This is a genomic window from Desulfarculus baarsii DSM 2075, assembly GCF_000143965.1.
In the GTDB taxonomy this organism is placed as follows: Bacteria; Desulfobacterota; Desulfarculia; order Desulfarculales; family Desulfarculaceae; genus Desulfarculus; species Desulfarculus baarsii.
This window is the reverse complement of the sequence record NC_014365.1, coordinates 2012784-2032586: the sequence shown is the minus strand read 5'-3', so window position 1 is coordinate 2032586 and position 19803 is coordinate 2012784. Positions and strand designations below refer to the sequence as shown.

Annotated in this window: 18 protein-coding genes; 12 read left to right on the top strand and 6 right to left on the bottom strand. The window is 59.2% G+C overall.

The window, feature by feature from the left end:
- The first annotated feature begins 49 nt into the window (after nt 1-49).
- From DEBA_RS09095 to DEBA_RS09040, 12 genes are all read left to right on the top strand, one after another.
- Nucleotides 50-1522: a terminase large subunit domain-containing protein gene (locus DEBA_RS09095; protein ID WP_245528512.1), complete on the top strand. Its 1473-nt coding sequence runs from the start codon at nt 50-52 to the stop codon at nt 1520-1522.
- 163 nt (nt 1523-1685) lie between these two features.
- Nucleotides 1686-3194, top strand: a complete 1509-nt coding sequence (locus tag DEBA_RS09090; protein WP_011367829.1) for a phage portal protein family protein — start codon at nt 1686-1688, stop codon at nt 3192-3194.
- Nucleotides 3194-7783: a minor capsid protein gene (locus DEBA_RS09085; protein WP_013258629.1), complete on the top strand. Its 4590-nt coding sequence runs from the start codon at nt 3194-3196 to the stop codon at nt 7781-7783. Before DEBA_RS09090 ends, DEBA_RS09085 begins: the two co-directional genes overlap by 1 nt.
- Nucleotides 7780-8292 (top strand): hypothetical protein, encoded by a 513-nt coding sequence (locus tag DEBA_RS09080; RefSeq protein ID WP_013258628.1) that lies wholly within the window; start codon nt 7780-7782, stop codon nt 8290-8292. Before DEBA_RS09085 ends, DEBA_RS09080 begins: the two co-directional genes overlap by 4 nt.
- On the top strand, nt 8289-8642 hold the full coding sequence (locus DEBA_RS09075; RefSeq protein ID WP_013258627.1) for a hypothetical protein: 354 nt from the start codon (nt 8289-8291) through the stop codon (nt 8640-8642). The genes DEBA_RS09080 and DEBA_RS09075 overlap by 4 nt, the downstream gene beginning before the upstream one ends.
- A gap of 103 nt (nt 8643-8745) precedes the next feature.
- The gene (locus tag DEBA_RS09070) at nt 8746-11148 is read left to right on the top strand and encodes a DNA adenine methylase (protein WP_013258626.1); all 2403 of its coding nucleotides are present in this window, start codon (nt 8746-8748) and stop codon (nt 11146-11148) included.
- 12 nt (nt 11149-11160) lie between these two features.
- Complete coding sequence (locus DEBA_RS09065; protein ID WP_013258625.1) at nt 11161-11523, top strand: hypothetical protein; 363 nt, start codon at nt 11161-11163, stop codon at nt 11521-11523.
- 18 nt (nt 11524-11541) lie between these two features.
- On the top strand, nt 11542-12405 hold the full coding sequence (locus tag DEBA_RS09060; RefSeq protein ID WP_011366969.1) for an HK97-fold major capsid protein: 864 nt from the start codon (nt 11542-11544) through the stop codon (nt 12403-12405).
- A 19-nt stretch (nt 12406-12424) separates the two neighbouring features.
- Nucleotides 12425-12784, top strand: a complete 360-nt coding sequence (locus DEBA_RS09055) for a hypothetical protein (protein ID WP_013258624.1) — start codon at nt 12425-12427, stop codon at nt 12782-12784.
- Nucleotides 12771-13235: a hypothetical protein gene (locus DEBA_RS09050; RefSeq protein ID WP_013258623.1), complete on the top strand. Its 465-nt coding sequence runs from the start codon at nt 12771-12773 to the stop codon at nt 13233-13235. Before DEBA_RS09055 ends, DEBA_RS09050 begins: the two co-directional genes overlap by 14 nt.
- Nucleotides 13222-13581 (top strand): hypothetical protein, encoded by a 360-nt coding sequence (locus DEBA_RS09045; RefSeq protein WP_013258622.1) that lies wholly within the window; start codon nt 13222-13224, stop codon nt 13579-13581. Before DEBA_RS09050 ends, DEBA_RS09045 begins: the two co-directional genes overlap by 14 nt.
- Nucleotides 13571-14056, top strand: a complete 486-nt coding sequence (locus DEBA_RS09040; RefSeq protein WP_011700600.1) for a phage virion morphogenesis protein — start codon at nt 13571-13573, stop codon at nt 14054-14056. The genes DEBA_RS09045 and DEBA_RS09040 overlap by 11 nt, the downstream gene beginning before the upstream one ends.
- Here DEBA_RS09040 and DEBA_RS17770 read toward each other — a convergent pair.
- From DEBA_RS17770 to DEBA_RS17750, 6 genes are read right to left on the bottom strand one after another with little or no spacing between them, the layout of a single operon-like run.
- Nucleotides 14026-15543: an efflux transporter outer membrane subunit gene (locus DEBA_RS17770; protein ID WP_013258621.1), complete on the bottom strand. Its 1518-nt coding sequence runs from the start codon at nt 15541-15543 to the stop codon at nt 14026-14028. The two genes, DEBA_RS09040 and DEBA_RS17770, sit on opposite strands and share 31 nt — an antisense overlap.
- Complete coding sequence (locus DEBA_RS17765; protein ID WP_013258620.1) at nt 15533-15994, bottom strand: cytochrome c; 462 nt, start codon at nt 15992-15994, stop codon at nt 15533-15535. The genes DEBA_RS17770 and DEBA_RS17765 overlap by 11 nt, the downstream gene beginning before the upstream one ends.
- Before the next feature lie 24 nt (nt 15995-16018).
- Nucleotides 16019-16729, bottom strand: coding sequence for an ABC transporter ATP-binding protein (locus DEBA_RS17760; RefSeq protein WP_005997848.1), 711 nt, complete (start codon nt 16727-16729; stop codon nt 16019-16021).
- 1 nt (nt 16730) lies between these two features.
- On the bottom strand, nt 16731-17936 hold the full coding sequence (locus tag DEBA_RS09030; RefSeq protein WP_013258619.1) for an ABC transporter permease: 1206 nt from the start codon (nt 17934-17936) through the stop codon (nt 16731-16733).
- The gene (locus tag DEBA_RS17755) at nt 17933-19084 is read right to left on the bottom strand and encodes an efflux RND transporter periplasmic adaptor subunit (RefSeq protein ID WP_013258618.1); all 1152 of its coding nucleotides are present in this window, start codon (nt 19082-19084) and stop codon (nt 17933-17935) included. The genes DEBA_RS09030 and DEBA_RS17755 overlap by 4 nt, the downstream gene beginning before the upstream one ends.
- A complete protein-coding gene (locus DEBA_RS17750; protein WP_013258617.1) occupies nt 19081-19689 on the bottom strand; it encodes a TetR/AcrR family transcriptional regulator in 609 nt (202 codons plus the stop codon). The genes DEBA_RS17755 and DEBA_RS17750 overlap by 4 nt, the downstream gene beginning before the upstream one ends.
- Between the last annotated feature and the right edge of the window lie 114 nt (nt 19690-19803).

The window sequence follows — 19803 nt, the reverse complement described above, 5'->3', positions numbered from 1 at the left end:
GGCGGTAACCGACAAGGAGCGCAAACTTGCGGCGACCCTGAGCGATCCCGTGTTGTGGGGGCAAGCCTACCTCTACAACCGGGATGGCTCAGGCCGCGACTACTGGCCGCACCAGGTGGAGGACCTGCGCTGCCCGGCCAAGAACATCATCCACCTCGACGGCCGGGACGTGGGCAAGTCCATCGTGCTCTCGACCGACGCGCTCCATTACGCCTTTACCACCCGGGGCGGCCAGGGCCTCATCGCGGCTCCGCACCAGGGGCACCTCGATACCATCATCGAAGAGATCGAGTTCCAGCTCGACACCAACCCGGATCTGATGAACAGCATTGCCCTGACCAAGTACGGCAAGCCCAAGATCCACCGCAAACCCTACTTCCGGCTGGAGTTCACCAACGGTTCGGTGCTCTATTTCCGCCCGGCCGGGGCCTATGGCGACGCCTTCCGGTCCCTGCACGTGGGCCGCGTCTGGGTCGATGAAGGAGCCTGGCTGACCGAACGGGCCTGGAAGGCGCTGCGCCAGTGCCTCAAGGCCGGGGGGACGCTACGCATCTACTCAACGCCCAACGGCCTGCGCGACACCACCTATTACCGGCTCACCTCATCGGATCAGTTCCATGTGTTCCGCTGGCCGTCCTGGCTCAATCCCCTGTGGACCGAGGATCGCGAGGCCGAATTGCTGGAGTTCTACGGCGGCCGTGACAGCTCCGGTTGGCAGCACGAGGTGGCCGGTGAACACGGTAAGCCATCCTATGGGGCCTTCAATGTCGAGCAGTTCAACCTCTGTCGGCAGGATCTGCTGGAGTACCAGAAGATCGTCATCACCGATTCCGAGATGCGCGACTGCGACACCGAGGAAGCGGCCCACGACCGGCTGGAGATGCTGCTCAACCTCACGCCCCGCAGCGGTCAGTTCTGGGTCGGCGGCGACCTGGGCTACACCAACGATCCCACCGAGATTGTCGTATTCCAGGAGATGGAGATCGGTGAGCGGACGCTGCTGAAGATGATCCTGCGCGTGCATCTTGAACACGTTTCCTATCCGCACATCGCCCAGATCATCGCGCTGCTGGAGCGTTACTACACCCCGGCGGGCATCGGCGTGGACAATGGCGGCAACGGTCTGGCCGTGGTTCAGGAGCTGCTCACCCTGGACAAATACAAGGGTCTGGAGCTGGAAGGCAGGCTCAAGGGATACGACTTCGGCGGCATGACCCGGCTGGCGGTGCGCGACGGCAAGGAAATCAAGAAACGGACCAAGGAGCTGATGACCAGCCTCATCAACGGAGCCCTACAGCGTAAGCAGGTCATTTTCCCCTCGGACGACCTGGAGGTGGAAGACCAGTTCACCACCCACACCTACACCCTGCGGGACGGCAAGATCATCTATTCCAAGGGCAACGACCACATCATCGACGCGGTGCGATGCGCCATGCTGATCCGGGAGGAAGGCAACCTCGACCCGGTCGGCGAAGAGGTGGTCTCGCTCAAGCCGGTCCTCACCAATCCGGTCTTCATCTGAACCAGACAAATCGTTACCAGTTTTTAGGAAGTGGCAACACTTTGTCTGGAGGCATCCTCCGACGCATTCCACCCCTCTCCGGTAAGTAACCGGCATCGAGCCGGGTTCGGCCCACACGGGCCGGATGTGCGGCTGTCATGGCTGAAACTACCGAGAGGATCACGTGGAAAGCACCGCCCATCAGGACGAACAACCCGAAAGCCTGGACACCACAGGCTTTGTCATCGCGCCGCTGGCCGCAGCGGCCGCGCTCGACTCGGCGGCCTTCAGCAAGGTCAACGCCGCCGAGGCTATTCCGGCCACCTGGGAAGAACGCGCCCGTAAGGCATGGGAATACTACGTCGAGGAGCCGCTGGTGAAGAATTGCGTCAACTCCTGGCGCACCTTCGCCGTGGGCGACGAGATCAAAATCACCAGCGATGACGAGACCCTCAAGGAGCAGGCACTGGAGGCCGCCTGGCGGTTGAACATCACGCAATTCATCAAGGACATGGTTCTTCAGCTCCTGGTGAAAGGCGACGCCATCGGCTTCAAGCGCTTCACCAAGTCTGGCCAGGACATCGAGGAACTGGTCTGCGTCAACCCGGTTTCGGTCAAAGTCAAATACGCCCAGGGCGAGCTGATCGAGGCCCGGCAATTTCCCGAGGACACCCCCGGCGGCGGGGAATCCATCCCGCTGCCCGTCGAACAGGTGGTCCACCTCAAATGGGATGCTCCGGCCTTCTCGCCTCGGGGTAACTCCCTCGTGCTTCCCGCCTTTCAAGCCATCGAACTGCTGCGCGACTACCGCCGGGCCGAACAGGCCATCGCCAAGCGCTGGGCCACGCCCTTTCGCCTGCTCAAGGTGGGCGGCGCGTTCGGCCAGAAGATGGTGATGCCGGACCAGCGGATGCTCGAACAGGTTCGCGACATGGTCAACAAGATGGACATGAAAAGCGGCCTGGTGGTCCCGTTCTACGTCAACGTCGAAACCCACGGCACCGACGGTCAGGTCCTCAACGTCGAGGACAAGGTCAAAGAGGTGAAGGAAGACATCGTGGTGGCCCTGGGGCTGTCACGCTCGCTGGTGACCGGAGACGGCCCGAATTTCGCCACCGCCTCGGTGAGCATGCAGAAGATGATGGTCATGATCCGCGAGATCAAACAGGCCGCACGCAAGCTCCTCGACTGGGTGTTCGACGACTGGATGGAGCTGAACGGCCACGGCGACAAAAGCATCCAGTTCATCTTCAACGACCTCGACCCCAGCGACGCGGTCGATTTCAAGAAGCTCCTCATCGAACTCTACGACCGCAAGCTCATCAGCCGCTCCAGCCTTCAGCTCAAGATGGACCTGGACCCGGACATCGAGGCCGCCAACCGCGAGACCGAACGCAAGCAGATCGACCTGATGGACGAGAAGCAGGTGAAGCCGGTGGTGGATATGGTCGTCTCCGGCATTCTCAGCGTGCCTCGCGCCCGGAAGATGCTCGGGATTCCGGCCGAGGACGATGAACCCACGGCGGAGGCGGCATTGGTCTGGTCGGGCGACCTGGAGTCCACCGGCATTGCTGCCGTGTGCGACGAGTGCAGCCACTTCATTGCTGACACCAACCACTGCCGGGTCCACAACAGCGAGCGCACCTTCGACGCCCCGGCCTGTCGTTTCATCGACCGCCGGGAGCCTCGCTGATGCCGTCGGACCTCAAGCAGCGCATCCAGGCGGCCACACTGAAGAGTCTGACGGCCCGCAACCGCTACAACGACCAGGTCACGGCCCAGCTCACCCAGTCGCTGAAACAGGCCGAAGACGAGGTCGCCCGCGCCATCCTCCAGTACCGCTCCCTCGGCTCCCTGCCGGACAACAAGCTCGCCGCGCTCAAGGGGCTGGAAAAGCTCCAGCTCGAACTCGACGACACCATGAAACGGCTCAAGCGGGAGCAGACCCTGGTCTTTCGCAAGACAACCAAGGACTCCTTCAAGCTCGGCATCCAGCAGGGAATCGGCGAACTCGCCGACGCGGCGCTGCCGTTCTACGCCGACCTCAAACCCGAAGGCATCGACAAGCTGGCCACCAAGGTGTTCACCATCGTCGACACCAATGCCCTCGACTTCATGGCGCAGTACAACCTCACGCTCGCCGGTGACGTCCACCGCGAACTCGCAGACGGAATCAAGCGCACCATCCTGAACGGCATCGCCACGGGCAAGGGAGCCGACGACATCGTCCGGGACATGGGCAAGGTGATCGTCGACAAGGATTCCTTTCGCCAGGCCGGAAGCCGGGTGTTCAGCAAGGCCCAGTACCGCATGGAGATGATCGCCCGCACCGAGGTACTCCGCGCCCACAACATGGGCAGGCTCAAGTTCCACGAGCGGGTCGGCATCCAGAAGCTGGAATGGCTGGCCATGGAGGACGAGCGCATGTGCCCGGTCTGCGGCGGCCTGGACGGCAAGACCTTTCCCATCGACAAGTTCCCCCAGCAACCCGCGCATCCGCACTGCCGCTGCACCAATATCGTGGCCTGGCCGATGACCGTCTGCGGCAGCGAGATGGCCGCCAAGGCCGCCACCCAGGCATCGCAGGGGGACGCCTGCATTCTCCCGCCCCACGTGCTGGAAGGCATGGCCGACGCCCAGGCCAAGGAGAACGCCAAGCTCAAGAGCGCCTTTGAAAACGGCGACATCGCCGACCTCGGCTCGCTGACGGTCAAACAGCTCCAGACCCTGGCGAAACAGAACGGCGTGGCCATCGCCCGGACCAAGGCCGATTTCATCAAGCTGCTCGATCTGGCCGAACCGGGGATCGATCACGGCGACCTGGCCGGAGCGGCGCTCAGCGCCAAACTCAAGGAACACAAGATCGGCCTGCTGCGGACCAAGGAAGAACTGGTCGAGCTGCTCGGACTGAAGCAGGCGGAGCTCAAACAGGCCAAGCTGCTCGCCGCCCAGATGGCGAAGATCCCGCCCGCCGAGGGGCTGGAGGGCATGACCGCCCAGCAGCTCAAGGAGATGACGAAGGAGAACGGCATCTCCCTCAATATGACCAAACAGGAGACCATCGAGCTGCTCGACAAGCTGGAGCCCGGCGTGGATCACAGCGGCCTGATGGGCAAGGAACTCGCGGCGGCCAAACAGAAGCACGGCATCGGCATCCTCAAGAACAAGCAGCAGCTCGTTGAGGCGTTGCAGAAGAAGGCCGGTGCCGACATGGCCGAGTCGGTCAAGAAAAAGGCGGTCGACGAGGCTAAACAAAAGCTGATCCTGAAACAGAAAACGGCACTCGAAGACGCCGCCAAGGCCGTGGTCGTTCCCGACACGCCGACCGGCTACAAGGATTTCCTCGACGCGATTGCCAAGGCGGAACAGGCGGTTTCCGGCGGCACCGATCTGCCCCAGGAACTGCTTGCGGCCCACAGCAAGGAAATCGCCCTCAAAAAACAGCTCTTCCAGGATCAGGTCGGCAAACTGAAATCGGCAGAGCTCAAGACGCTCGCCAAGGAGACCAAGGTCCAGTATTGGCAGTGGGCCAACAAAGACGAGCTGACCACGCTCTTCACCGAGACCGACCCGACGAAAATCAAGGCGGTTCAGGCCAGCATCGACGCCAAGCACGCCGCCTGGGCCGAAAAGCATGGCGGCAAGAAGAAAACCGCTCCTGCCAAGCCCGCCACGCCGAAGAAAGAGCCGCCGAAATCGGCTCCACAGCAGAGCCCGGTCAAGCCGACCGAGGCCAAGATCGGCAAGAAAGGTGCGGAGTTCGCCACCGTTGACACCGCGTGGCAGCAGAAGAGTCTGCCTTCGAAGTTCAAGAAATCCGGCAAGGCCGCCGTCGGCGGCGCACACGAAAAGGAGTTCTGGACAGACGAAAACGGCGACAAATGGCTGTTCAAGCCCATTGGCCGCAAGGACGATGAGTTCATCGCCTTCGGAGAGGAAGCCGCCTACAAGATTGGCCGCCTGATCGACCCCCATTCCATCGAGGTGCGCACCATCCAATTGAACGGCCGCACCGGCTCCATCCAGAAATGGCGCACCGATCTGCGGGACGACTTCGATTTTCGCAACATACTGCCCCAGGATCTGACCACCATCGAACTGGAGCAGATCCAGCGCGAGCATGTGGTCGACTGGCTGATCGCCAACCACGACGGACATTCCAAGCAGTTCATCCGCGCCCGGGACGGTCGCGTCTACGGCATCGACAAAGGCCAGGCATTCAAGTTTCTGGGCCAGGACAAGCTCTCGCTCGACTATCACCCCAACGGCGTCTGCGGCGAGGAAGAGCCGTTTTACAACAAGGTCTTCCGGGCGGCCAAGGAAGGGAAGGTACGGGTCGATCCGAACGCGACCCTTCGCTACATCCAGGAAGTCGAAAAGATCGCCGACGAGGATTATCTCGATCTGCTGCGCCCCTACGCCGAGGGCCGGTTCGCCAAGGACCCGGCCGGGCTGAGGCATTTCTACGATCTGGCCCTGGAACGAAAGCACAATCTTCGACGGGACTTCGAGGCTTATTACGCCGATGTGCTGGGGGATCGGGGCTTCCGTTTCGGCAAGCTGAGTACCGCCACCGGCAAGAAAAAGCTGCTCTCCTCCGCCGAGGAAGCCCTGGTCGAGGAGGCCCGCAAACTCGGCTGGCAGGGCAAGACGCTGCCCTTCGACAGCGGCGACGTGGAGGACCAGAACGCGCTGATCTTCACCGAGAGCTTCAAGGGGAAGAAGCGCACCGTGGTCAAGATGAAGATCCGGCCGGACACGGACCGCCGAATCGACGAGGTGCTGCGCAGGTATGTGCAGACGGCGGCCGGGGAAAAGGGACAACCGCTGGTCGAAGACAGCTTCTTTCCGACGATTCTGGACGCCGTCAAAAACGTCAATTTCCACGTGGGCGATGGCAAGTACAATCGGACCAAGATCGACAAGGCCCTGCGCCTGCGCAAGAAACTGGAGACCCTGCAGAAGAGCGCCGACCCCAAGGTCAAGGAGATGGCGGACCACTATCTGAAATGGGTCAAGGAGATCGAAGAGTCCGTCGACTGGGACCGGGCCACCAACGGCGTTTTCGAGCAGTACCTGCCCAAGCTCGACGCGCAGAAACCCAAGGAGAAACCGCCGTTCAAGGTGGAACGCGGCAAGGTGACCCACACCAAGCGCAGGATCGGGTCCGGCACCATCACCGTCGAGGCCGACGACATCGACAACAGGACGCTGTTCAATCACAACTCCCGCATGCAGGACGGGCACCAGTACACCGTCACCTTCGAGGACGGCACCCGGGTCCGCTATCGCCCCTGGTCCGACACCAACCTCTATGCCCAGCGCGGCGAGCTGGAAATGATCCTGGACGGCGACGCCACCCCCGGACGGGTCGAGGCGATGCTGGAAAAGCTCGAACAGCTTGGGATCGACACCCGGGTGGCCACGGCGGAAAACGCGGAGCAGATGTACCTCGAAAAGCTCGCCTACATCCGCAAGACCGACAAGAGCGCCGACTACAAACGGCTGCAGAAATCCCTCGACGACCGAAACGCCACCTCCTCCGAGCGGGTCCAGGCCCTGCGCGGCTATTGGCAAAAGGAGCTAGGCGTCCAGGACATCACCCAGCTTTCCGGGTACAACCCGCTGGGCGAATACCAGGCGGGCTTTCTGGACCGCGACGCCAAGGGCGGATACCGGCACCAGCTCCGGTTCGACATCACCGAGGAAGACCTGGAAAAACAGATGAAGGGCTATTCGCTGGTCCACGATCTGACCAACGGCGAGAGTATGTCCGGCTTCATCGACTTGATCATGGAGAACAACGGAGCCATGGTCAGCACGGTCGAGAAGATGCGCATGGGCGTGGCTCCGGGCGGAATGTCCCCGGTGGCTGACATGCAGACCGGCGGCGCGAGCTATTTCTTCACCCGGATCAAGAAGCAACCGGCCAGCGACGCCTCACCGGCGCTCTATTTCAAGAAACAGATGCTGCGGCGCATGGACGCCATCAGCTACGACCATGACGCCTACGGCAAGGTGATCGACGACTACGTGCAGCGCAACCGGGGGGCCAGCATCGACGACTGGAAGCGGTTCTCGCAGCGCCATGGCAACGAGACCATCTTCAAATACTCGGTGACGCTGCTGGACAACATCGAATTCATCGTCGCCAGAAGCGACAACGAACGCCGAGAGATCATCCAGAGTTTCACCCGGCGTGGCATCAAGAAACTGCCCGACGGGCGAAAGGTGGAGGACATCGTCCATACCCCGCAAAGCTGGAGCAAACGCAAACAATGACCATGAAGGACTTTATCGAGCAGGAGAAACGGCGGCTGCAGGAAGCGCTGCACTGGTTCAACAACCGGGGCAGCCGCATGACCGTCAGGGAATCCGGGGCTCTCTTTCTGGACACCCTGGTGGACAGCTTCACCGTCACCCGGATCGCTCCCCATTTCGACACCGCTGGCAACCATCTGCGCACCGATTTCTGGCTGTTGTGGAAGGCGCTCGGTTACGACGAGGGCTTCCAGCACGCCCACACCGTCAAGGTGGTCGATGTCCGGGTCGAAGACACACTGACGGCCGAACATGACGGTAAGGAGGCCGAAGGGTGGCTGATTGTCGATCTGACCGACGATCTGGGCCGGATTCACCATGTCGAAATGATGGAGCCGGTCTCGGAGCCCGAGCTCGCGGCGGACTGGCAACGCTGGACCGCCTACCGGCAGAAAAACGCCGAAAGATTCCACCGGATCGACGCCCAGCTTCTGGCAGAGCATCTCCGGATCGCGGAGGACTGGTCATGAAACTGCGCTATATGATCGACTCGATAGTCGCCGACCGGGAGGCCACCGTCCCGGAATACGTGCCCGTGGGCGTCTGGGTTCAGGGGCTGGGTCCCGGTCTGGATGTGGAGATGTACTACCTCGACCGGGGGCCGAGCGGGCTTGCCGACCGCAAGGACGAAGCCGCCTGGGTGGTCAACCGTCTGGTCGAGGCCGGGGCCACCTCGCTTCCGGCAGATTTTCTCGAATACCACCGGCTGTCCCGATCCCCCTATGACGGGGTCTTTTCCGAGATCACCGAGAGCGACGAATACCCCTCCCTCGACGCCTGCGGCAAGGCCGTTCTGGCCCGGCTGAACCCCGTCCGCTGAAATTCGCCGTCACCCTCCGACACATCGCCGACGCTTCCGGTAAGTAACCGCTGAACGCTCCTCGCAGGTCGCGGAGAGCACAGCAAACTGACCGGAGACGTTGATGGAACTGTTCGCCACAGACCTGGAAAGGCTGGCGTTTCTACTGGAGGCCGATGCGGCGCTGACTCTCGATCCCGATGCGCTTGGGACCGAGGCCGCCGAACAGTCCGCTCCTGAAGAGCTCCCTCCCGAGAAACGCCCCAAGTACATCACCAACTACATCGGCAGTAAGCAGAAGCTCGTCGACTGGATCTGGAAGCATACCCCGGAAGGCGTTGGCACCGTGCTCGACGCCTTTTCGGGGTCTGCGGTCGTGGCCTACATGTACAAGACCAAGGGCCTCCAGGTCATCGCCAACGACCGGCTCCGCTACTGCCACCACGCCGCCAAGGCGATCATCGAGAACAACTCGGTTCGCCTGAGCGAGGACGAGATCGAAGCGCTTCTGGCCGACAACGCCAAGGCGGGCAGCTTCGTCCAGGACAACTTCAAGGGCATCTTCTTCGCAAAGGGCGTCCATGCGCTGATCGACACCATCCGCGCCAACTGCGACAAGCTCTCCGGCTTCAAGAAAGACATCGCCCTGTTCAGCCTCGGCAAGACCTGCATGAGCGGCAAGGGCGGCTTCGGCCACTTCTCGTCGTCCACCGATTATGGCCGCCGCCAGGACACCCCCGACGAGTTCAAGGATCGTCTGCGCAAGAACCTGCAGCGCATCAACGCCCTGGTCTTCGACAACGACAAGGAGAACAAGGCCCACCGGCAGGACATCAACGACCTGCTGCCGAAAGCCAAGGCGGATCTGGCCTACTTCGATCCGCCCTACGCCACCGAGTTTTCGACTACCAACTACGAGCGGGCCTACCACTTCGTGGAAGGGCTCATGACCTATTGGGAAGGGCTCGAAATCAAGGCCGACACCAAGGTCAAGTATTACGAGACCGACCACAAGACCGTCACCAAGGCCAACGCCAGCGAGTTCTTCCAGACCTTTCTCGGCAATGCCAAGCACATTCCGCACTGGCTGATTTCCTACCGCGATCACGCCTATCCCAACGAGCAGGAGATGAAGCGGATCATCGGCTCCTTCGGCAAACAGAGCCGGATGAAGTCCAAGGATCACCACTACGCCATCACCTCCAAGCACGGCGAGGCTTCCAACGCCAAAGAACGTCTGTTCGTCTGCGCTCCCGGGGCCAAGGCCAGCGCCGAACGGGAGGAGAAACCCGTTCCGATGGCCGCCGCCGCGAACTTCCACACCAGCATCCCCGTGGACATCCGGCTGGGCGATGGTGAACGCCTCGCGACCGAGGCCATGGATGTCGGTTCGGCGGGCGACCCCCAGTTCAGCTTCGTTCTCTGCCGAACCGGGACCAACAAGAACGGCGACCACTTCACCGCCGAGGAGTTGTCCGGTCGGCACATGACGGCCGTGAACAAGAAGGTCGATCTGCAGCATTCGCAGGAGTTCAACGACATCGTGGGTGGCATCGTCGCCGCCGACTACCTGGAGGACGACAACGGCGGCCGCGTGGAATGCGTCGGCGAGCTGTATGTCCACGACACCCCGGCCGCCCGGCTGGCCTACAAGCTGATGAAGCGCGGGATCATCTCCCAGGTCTCCATGGAGTGCGACTACCAGGAAGGCGAATGCTCGGTCTGCCACAAGCGCTTCCAGAACAAGGCCGACTACTGCACCCACCTGCGCAAATTCAAGGGCCGTGATTTCAACGGCCAACCCGTTTTCGAGATTCTGCAGGGCGTCACTTTCACCGGACTGGGACTGCTCGACCGCAAGGGCGCGGACGAGAACGCCAGGATTCTGCAGGTGGCGTCCCTTCAGAGCCAGCCCGACCAATCCCAACCCGAAGGAGATTCCACGATGGAAGACAAAACCAAACCCACCGATGACCCGGCCGCCAAGACTGAATCTGAAGCGGCCAAGAAGAAACCGGCCCAGCAGGAAGGCGATCCTGCCCGCGTTACCGACCTGGAAAAGGAAAACCGGCAGCTCAAGGCCCAGGTCGCCGAGCTGCAGAAACGCGTCCAGGAACTGGAAGCCGAACAAAAGGCGACTGCCTGCCGCTCCCGGGCCAAGAAGCTGCTCACCCGTCTGGAGAAGCAGGGGCTCTCCTTCGCTTCCGAGGAGGACCGGGAAGCCGAACTGAAACGCCTGGCCAAACTGTCCGACGAAGCCTTCGCCGCCACCGAGGCTGCTTACGAACGTCTGCCCAAGTCGGCAAAAGCGGACAAGGAAGAGAAACCCGCCGACAGCGACCAGGGCGGCAAGCCCGCCGCCAAGGCATCGACGGAAACCCCACTGCGCAGCGACGCCGGTGTCCGGCCCCACGATGTGGACGACCGCAAGGTGTCGCTCGAGGACCGCCTGCGCGACGGGTTCATGGCCGCTTACCGCAACCGTGTCGGCGAGGACTCTCCCGAACACTCGGAAATCAACGCATAAGGAGGAAACACCATGTCATTTATCAATCCGTGTCACCGCAGCCTCGCCTATGGCGACGGCCACATCCAGGGCGACGGCCAGCTTGGCCAAGTGGTCCGCGTGGTCGGCGACGACCTGTTCGCCGTCAACACCGATCCCACCAAGCGCTCCTTCGGCATCCTGATCAAGGACTACGCCCGTGGCGAAATGCCCGGTATCTACTGCGACGGCGGCGTTTACGAGACCGACGCCTTCGAAGGGACCGTCGTCGCCGGAGACGACCTGAAAGTTTCGGCGGGCGGTCGCCTGACCAACGGCGTCGCGGCCGGAGAGCACGTCGTCGCCCACGCCATTTCCGTACAGAGCGGCGTCCTCAAATTCCGCCTGCTCGTCTAACCCAAGGAGCCAACGCACATGAAAACCAATCAGTTGAAGATCCACTCCCAGGAGTACATGGAAACCATGGCGCGGCTCATGAGCGAGGCTCTCGAGTCGCCCGAAGGCATGCGGGCGCTTGCCGCCGCCATTGCCGCGCCCATCGAACAGGAGATCAAGCGCAAGGAGATCTCCTCGCTGCTGCTCACCAAGCACACGCTGCCAAAGGGCGAACGTCCGGTTTACCAGAAGAAACCGACCGTCAAGGCCCACTGGATCAGCAAGGACGGCGATGCCCAGGAGCAGGAGGTGGGCAAGGACGAAGTCGAGTTCCCCACCAACCGCATCCACTCCAATCCGATGGTGGACGTGTCCGTCCTCAAGAACGGCAACATCGGCACGCTGATGGACATCCAGACCAGCGCCGCCGACGCCATCCGCAAGGAGATGGACCGCCGCACCATCTCGGTGCTCTCCTCGGCCATCCCGGCGACCAACACCATCGAGGTCACCGGCGACCTGCTCACCGAAGAGGCGCTGAACGAAGCCATCTCGATCATCGAGGACCTGGAGCTGTCGGTGAAGTACATCGTCATGCGCGGCCGCCGGTTCAACGACATGCGCGGCTGGAACCTCGATCCCCAGACCAAGCTCGAGCTGCGCCAGAAGGGCGTCATCAAGAACTACGGAACCGGCGGCATTCTGCTGACCGCCTCCATGCCGCTGGACGAGATCATCATCGTCCCGGATGAAGAGGTCGGAAAGATGCCGGTGCGCGAAAACCTGAAGACGGAGTCCATCGATCAGAAGACCCGCTTCAAGACCGGCTGGCTGGTGTGGTCCGAGATCGGTCAGGGCATTACTCGCCCCGACATCATGGCCAAGGTCAAACTGGTTCCGTAATCTTAGGAGGTGATGTGACATGAATCGAATCAAGAACATCCGTCCCGGCGTTCTGGTGATCCCCGACGCCGGGTTGAAGCTCAAACCCGGTCAGGTGGTTGAGGTGGAACGCCTCACCAAGCAGATCCAGGCGGCTCTCAAGAACGGCCGCCTGGCCATGGCCGACAAACCGAAGCAGGAACCGCTCGCCCCTCCAGAGCCCGACCAGGACGCGGAACCGGTGGACCTGAGCAAACTCTCCGCCACCGACGCCATCTCCAGGGTCAACGAGGAAGCCAATCCCGAAACCCTCAAAGGCTACATGGACACCGAGAAACGCCGCACGGTGATCGACGCGCTCAAGAGCCGTCTGGAGGGTCTGCAAGGTGCTGCTGAGTAACCTCATCGCCGACCTGCGGCTCGACCTGTCCGATCCGGGCGCATCTCTCTTCGAGGATCAGACTCTGGAGAGGTGCGTCCGGAAGGCCGTTTTCCGGGTCGGCCGTGACCTCGACCAATCGCTGACGGTCATAGCCGGAGAGATCACCCCCGATCCCACCGGTGAGGTCCGCGAGCTCCTGGTGATCATGGCGCAGATCCACGCCTGCCAGGTCATGCGTTCGGCCACCGCCAACGCCTTCTCCTTTTCCAGCGGCGACAAGCGGGTGGACAAAACCGGCCAGCCCGGCCACTGGGCCAAGCTCGAAGCCGATCTGCTCGCCGACTACCGCCAGCGGCTCACCGAGCTGCGTCCGGCCACCCAGCTCGATCAGGAAGCCTACATCCTGACCCCGAGCGGCCTTACGCCGGTCATCTACGAACAAGGGATCGATCTCGATGTTGTTGAATGACCGGGAACGCGCCGAAGCCGTGGCCGACGTCGCCCGGCTGATCCTCTCCTCCGGCCAGACAGCACGCATCCTGCGCGTGGTTCCCGGCGAGCGGCTCTACGGCACCGACGATGCCGAATACGTGGAAGTCGCTGTCATCCCCCTCGAACTGAACGAAACCCCGCCGGAGGAGCTGAGCGGCAAGATCGACGCGCTCGCCTGTGTCCTTCCGAATGCTGATGTCAAGGGTGAAGACCGCCTGGCCGCAGACAGGGAAACCTATCGCATACAGAGTGTGGAAGAAGAACACTTCTTCGGCACCGTCACTCACAAGAACCTGCAACTGGTGAAGCTCAATGGGCGTTAGGCGGACCGGTGACTGGGACAAGGCCCGCGCCAAGCTGACCACCGGCATGGGGCCGCGCCTGGCCACGGCCCTGCGTCAGGCCACGATCCGCAACGCCCTTTTTCTGGTGCGCGAGATCCAGCGGGGGATTCGCTCCCAGGCCCCGGGCGGACAGGCCTTCGTGAAGCTCGCCGAGAGCACCATCGAGCGCAAAGGTTCCAGCAAGGCGCTCATCGACACCGGCTTTCTCGTCAACGCCATCACCCAGAAGATCATGGCCGACAAGGCGTTCGTCGGCCTGCTGCGTGGCACCGTCAACAAGGACGGGGAAGACATGGTGAACATCGGTGCCGTCATGGAGTACGGAGCCACCATCAAACATCCGAATGGCGCGACCATCGTCATCCCCGCCAGACCATTTCTGCATCCGGTGATGGAGAAGTACCGCGAGCAAATCCTCCAGAACTATCGCGAGGCGATCCGCTCCGCGCTTTGAGCCTCCGGCACATCGCCAGCGCTTCCGGTAATGCCATTTAATCCGCCGCCCATCGCCTGGTAAAACGCGGCAGTGTTGACCAGGCGTTTTGCCTGGCCTTCTGTCAGATCGAGTTCGGTTTGAAGCCGTTGCTGCTGTGCGATAAGCAGATCGTAATAGCTTACAGTTCCAAGCTTATACCGGCGCTGTGTCGACTCTAGGGACTTCCCTGAAGCGGAATCAGCGGCAGAAAGAGCCTCCAGCCTTTTTGAATCATTCTCCAATGCCCTCAGTACATCAGCTACGTTGCGAAGAGCTTCCAGAACAACGGACTGGTAGTTTGCCGCAGCCGCATCGAAAGCGGCGAGAGCTGCTCTCTTTTCAGCGGGCAAGCCTGGATTGAACAGGGGTTGTGTCAGTTGCCCCACCAGACTCCAAACAGCAGAACCACCGCCGAACAACGCACCGGTCGTCAGTGCCTGCGATCCAAGATCGGCACTAAGGTTGAGTTGGGGATATAGTTTCGATATTGCGACCCCGTATTCTGCATTAGAGGCATGCAGCAACGCTTCAGCACCGAGAATATCCGGCCTTGCACGCACCAGTTCAGAGGGGATTAACAATGGCAACTCCGGCGGCAAGGTGAAATCCTCCAAGGTAAACGACGGCAACAAACTCTCTCCTGGAGCTTTACCCACAAGAACGGCCAAAAAATGTTCGTTTTGTTGAAGTTGATAACGTAACGGCGGCAGTTTGGCGCGCGTTTGCTCCAACTGTGTCTGCAGGGCTAACGCATCGTCCGGTTCTCCATGACCAAGACGAATGCGTTCCCGGGTTAGTTCGAGTTGGTTTTCCTGCGACTTCAAGATGTTTTCGATAATTTCAGTCTGCCTTTTCAGGCTTGCCTGAGTGATGGCCGTTGTGACGATATTTGCCACCAATGTCAAACGAGCACCTTCCAATTGAAACTGCTGATAATCGCTCCGGGCAGCCAGAGCTTCCAACGCCCTACGATTGCCCCCGGCCAGATCAAATGTATAGCGAACACCCACGCCAGCGTTGTAGAGACTGAATTCCCGTGCTTCTCCGGTTTGTCCTAATGTTCCAGGATTGAAGCGTTGGCGCTGGCCACCCAAGTTGCCCTCTAATTGTGGATAAAGCGTCGAACCAGCCCTCGCCGCGTAAAGTTCCTGAGCCTGACGCAAAGTAGCCTCTGCCGCCATCAGGGTTGGATTACGTTCCAGGGCCTCGCTGATGAGCATGTCTAGTTTGTCGGCACCCATCGCTCGCCACCAATGTTTTGTTAGTCGTTCTGCCTTAATAATGTTTTGTGGATCACCCAGCGTGGTGGGGGAGGAATTCAAACTTGTAGCCAGCGGGGTGGGAGTATAACCAATCACATCAGGGGGTGCCGGGCGCTGGAAGTCAGGCCCAACAGCACATCCTGTCAACGTCAGAAGACACATTCCTATCAGAGCATAATGAACAACCATATTATTATTTCCCATAAAAATGCTCCTTGAAGGTTTTTCTAAAACTCTGGTGACAAGCGAGACAACTTTTTTGGAGTGTTGCGAACTGTGCTATCACCCCTTTACCGTCTTTTCTCATGGCGATTTTTTCTAATTCCTTTGCGGCTTGATGTGTCTGCTTGTCAAAACTTTTGAAGTTGCTCACATTGGAACCTGCAAAACCTAAAATGCGCATCTTCTCTGCTATCGGCGGCTGTGGATGATTGGCAATCTGCGGCGCAGTTCCCGCCACCTGTTCCCAGTCCTCTCTGGAAATGGCATCAGTCACTATCTGCATGTTATTGCTCAATTCCTGCATGATAATTCTCAGCGAGAGCGCTTTGACTGCACTATCGTTCTCTTCGGCCCACGTTGCAGAACTGATTGCGGTTAAAATAGTCATGAGCACAACCAATGCGACTCGTTTAAGCCAGACGTCTTTTGTCATTTTGAATACCTTTCTGTATTGATCTCATTCGAAACCACGTCCTTCGCCTTCTTCTTCATAGGTTACCCCGTCACGGATGTGATATATGCGTTTGAAGGTGGGAATGATTTTTTCATCGTGGGTGACGACAATAATGGCGGTCTCGAATTTTTTGGCCATATCGTTCAAGATCCGGATTACGGCCAGGGCGCGCTCACTATCAAGCGGAGCGGTCGGTTCATCGGCCAGTATTACCGGGGGACGATTCACCAAGCCACGTGCAATAGCCACTCGTTGCTGTTCTCCACCAGAGAGTTGAGATGGCATGGCCTTGGCGCGATGCTCCACATCAAGCGCTTTAAACAATCCTATTGCCCGTTTACGCGCCTCGGCATTTGGCATTCCCGCCAGCATGGGCAGAAGGGCTACGTTGTCGGTGACATCGAGGAAAGGAATCAGATAAGGTGCTTGGAATACAAAGCCTATCCGGTCCCGCCGCAAGGCACGAAGATCTTTGACCTTCCAGCCGTCATCATAAATGACGTCATCTCCGAGTATCATTTTTCCGGCGGTCGGCTCGATCACCGCTCCCAAACATTTAAGGAGCGTGGTTTTGCCAGATCCAGAAGGACCTATCAGTCCAACGACCTCGCCCGGCGCAACGTGCATGTCGACGGTCTTTAGGGCATCAACGGCGGTATCGCCACTTCCATAACGTTTTTTTAACCCCTGGATACGAATACCTTTAGCAGTCATGTCAGCCCCCTATGGCTTCGGCCGGATCGACTCTGAGCGCGGCACGAATAGCGATAATGCTCGACAGTACGCAGATCATAACCACGGCGATAAAACCCATAACGGAGTCGAGTGGTTGCAGCAGCACATATTTGGGAAAGATTGGCGCCATCAATAACGTTGCCGAAATCTTACCCACCACAAAGCCGATCAAACCTAAAGCGATGGACTGTTGCATGATCAAACCGACAATGGTGCGATTTTTAGTGCCGATCAGTTTCAAGACAGCAATTTCACGAATTTTCCCGAGTGTCAGGGTGTAGATGATGAAGGCCACAATGGCGGAGCTGACAATCGAAAGGATCACCAGAAACATGAAGATCTGTCTGGCGGAGGTAGCGATCAGCTTACCAACCAAAATCTCCTCCATCTGGCTGCGGGTATAGACGGTTAAGCGCTTCCAGCGGCGGATCGACTCAGCGACTTCTTCCGGGGCATGGCCCGGTTCAACCCGCACCAAAACCGCATTGACGTAGGGGTTGGTGCTTTGAGAGGCAATAACCGCATCGAGCAGGCCTGGCACTCCGGGCCGGTTGAAAGCAGGGTTCTCGGCCGTGCGTCGACGCTGCTCTCGGATGGCGTCATTATCCTTGAGAAACTGTGCTTCCTGGGCGTCTTTAAGAGGAATGAACACCATTGGGTCGCCATTGGAAGAGACCATCCTTCTGGTCAGGCCGACTATGGTGTAGTGATTGCGGCGGATCTGGATACGGTCGCCAAGTTTAAATCCGGAAGCGATGTCGGCGACGGCCTCGTAATGGCTCCGAGTAATCTGGCGACCCGCGACTAGATATGGCGGCCACCCGGGTGTCCCAGGTTCTCCAGGAGTGACGCCAGTAACCATGGCACGTACGTCACCATCTTGTTTTCCCACCTGCATGGTGAGATAAGTGATGTTTGCCGCCCGCTCCACCCCCGGCATGCCTCGAATCCCGCGCCAGATATCATCGTAGAGACTTGATGACTCAGCGTAGGGACCAAGAGTGTCCTTCTGTACCACCCAGAGATCAGCACCGCTATTGTCGAGCAACACTTTGGCATCATCCACCATGCCACGATAAATCCCTGCCATAGACAGTGTGATGCCGATGAGTAGCCCAAGACCCATACCGGTGAAGACGAACTTACCCCAGGAGTGCATGATGTCGCGTCCTGCCAAGCTGATCATTGCGTCACCCCCGGAATATGGTCAACGACGTGAATCCGGCTACGCTCATTCAGGGCGTTTTCGCTGTAAGCCACTACTTGGTCACCAACCTTGAGCCCTTCTCGTATTTGAACACGACCCTCCAAATCGGCAATCCCCAGTGAAACTGCTGTAAAGCGAAGATCGCCATTAGTGACCTGCCACACGCCCAGTCTGCTGTCCTTATGATGGATAGCGGCATTTGGGACAACCGGTGTTGCCGCAAGCGTCGGTAAGGTAATCGTGATTTCGGCCAGTTCGCCGATAGGTGGCAGCGGATCAGGAATTTGATCGAAGACAACCTTGGCCAGTGTTTCTTCCGTTACTGCGTCTGCCAGGGGTTCGACTCTCAGTACACGTCCAGCCTGCAGCTCACCTGCCTGAGAACGTAATGTGATCTGGGCTGATAAGCCTGCGGCGAGACCTCGCGCACGAATTTGATCGAAGCGGACATTGACCCACAGTGTGCTCGGGTCGATCAGCTCTACGACAGCCTGACCTGCGACCACGGTGGTTCCCGGGTCGGCATCACGCGAAACGACCAAGCCGTCAACTGGCGCAACCAGAGACAAATTGCTGCGCTGCGCCTCTAATGCCTCTCGTTCTGCACGTACACGAGATAGTTCCTCTCGCGCCGCAGTCAGCCCTGCTTTCGCAACCAAGAGGTCTTGTTGTTTAGTGGCTACCACTTCCTCACTGGTGGACCGCGCTTTAAGTAACTGCTCGTAACGTAAAGCCTGTGTCTGCGCATAATCCTTACGCGCCTGCGCTTCGTTTAACTGAGCGTTTGCACGTTTCAGCGTGGCATCTTGAGCCCTGATACGTTCATCAAGATCGACCGGGTCCATTTCGCCAAGCACTTGCCCAGCCTTGACACGCTCACCTACGTGTACGTCCAAACGTTTGACTCGCCCCGCAAACGTTGGGCCAATTTTGTAGGTGTAACGAGCCTCAATGGTTCCGATGCCGAATAGTTTCGGTGAGATGCTCTTGTTCTCGACGGTGGCTAATACAACTGATACCGGTGCAAGCGGCCCCGAACGCAAGGCCACATAGACAAAAAGCGCAAGCAGAGGAAAAAGTACAGCTATCAGCGCCAAAGTACGTTTTTGGAAGGGCAATTTTTTCATGATGCACTCCTGATGCCCCGTTGATAGATGGCAAAAACTTTCGGTGCATTGCGACGCATATGGCTAACATCTCCAGCTATCAACGATTGCATGACCAATCCTTGAATAGTCCCGATGAAGAGAGTGGCCGCAGCCTCGTTATCAAGCTTTCCATCAAGCTCACCGCAGGTCTTTCCTTGTTCAAACAAACGATTGAGGCGCTCCCCATAACGGCGGATGAGCGTTTGCGCCATCCGCTTGGGCGCGGTTTCTTCAGATCGTTGCAATTCACCAAACAACATACGGGGAATACCAGGGTGCTCTGTTATAAAGTCCACATGCGCCATAAACATGCTTTCGAGTGCGGCAAGAGGAGAGGGCTCTGCATGAACTGCTTTTTCAATGCGGGACATTAATCGTTCGGCCACCCATTCCATAACAGCTTGTAAGATGGCATCCTTGTTTGGGAAATGACGAAAAAGTGCACCCTGGGTCAGTCCCATGCGTTTGGCTATGGCAGCCGTGGTAATCTCGCTCGGGTTCTGTTCACCAGCCAACTCGACCACCGCCTCTACCGTCACTGCCCGTCGTTCCTCAGCCGGAAGATGTTTGTTTGATGAGTTCATATAAGCCTCCATGAAAGTGAGTAATTGATTACTATCTTTATTCCTTGTACGGGATTTGTCAACCAGTTTTTTTGAAAAACTGTTGATGCTGAAGAAAGAGCCCCTCTGCAGTAC

Coding starts and splice junctions, on each gene's coding strand:
- DEBA_RS09075 (WP_013258627.1), top strand. CDS start 8,289: ATGAAACTGCGCTATATGATCGACTCGATAGTCGCCGACCGGGAGGCC.
- DEBA_RS17755 (WP_013258618.1), bottom strand. CDS start 19,084: ATGAAAAAATTGCCCTTCCAAAAACGTACTTTGGCGCTGATAGCTGTA.
- DEBA_RS09030 (WP_013258619.1), bottom strand. CDS start 17,936: ATGATCAGCTTGGCAGGACGCGACATCATGCACTCCTGGGGTAAGTTC.
- DEBA_RS09060 (WP_011366969.1), top strand. CDS start 11,542: ATGAAAACCAATCAGTTGAAGATCCACTCCCAGGAGTACATGGAAACC.
- DEBA_RS09045 (WP_013258622.1), top strand. CDS start 13,222: ATGTTGTTGAATGACCGGGAACGCGCCGAAGCCGTGGCCGACGTCGCC.
- DEBA_RS17760 (WP_005997848.1), bottom strand. CDS start 16,729: ATGACTGCTAAAGGTATTCGTATCCAGGGGTTAAAAAAACGTTATGGA.
- DEBA_RS09085 (WP_013258629.1), top strand. CDS start 3,194: ATGCCGTCGGACCTCAAGCAGCGCATCCAGGCGGCCACACTGAAGAGT.
- DEBA_RS09055 (WP_013258624.1), top strand. CDS start 12,425: ATGAATCGAATCAAGAACATCCGTCCCGGCGTTCTGGTGATCCCCGAC.
- DEBA_RS09080 (WP_013258628.1), top strand. CDS start 7,780: ATGACCATGAAGGACTTTATCGAGCAGGAGAAACGGCGGCTGCAGGAA.
- DEBA_RS09065 (WP_013258625.1), top strand. CDS start 11,161: ATGTCATTTATCAATCCGTGTCACCGCAGCCTCGCCTATGGCGACGGC.
- DEBA_RS09070 (WP_013258626.1), top strand. CDS start 8,746: ATGGAACTGTTCGCCACAGACCTGGAAAGGCTGGCGTTTCTACTGGAG.
- DEBA_RS09040 (WP_011700600.1), top strand. CDS start 13,571: ATGGGCGTTAGGCGGACCGGTGACTGGGACAAGGCCCGCGCCAAGCTG.
- DEBA_RS17770 (WP_013258621.1), bottom strand. CDS start 15,543: ATGGGAAATAATAATATGGTTGTTCATTATGCTCTGATAGGAATGTGT.
- DEBA_RS17750 (WP_013258617.1), bottom strand. CDS start 19,689: ATGAACTCATCAAACAAACATCTTCCGGCTGAGGAACGACGGGCAGTG.
- DEBA_RS17765 (WP_013258620.1), bottom strand. CDS start 15,994: ATGACAAAAGACGTCTGGCTTAAACGAGTCGCATTGGTTGTGCTCATG.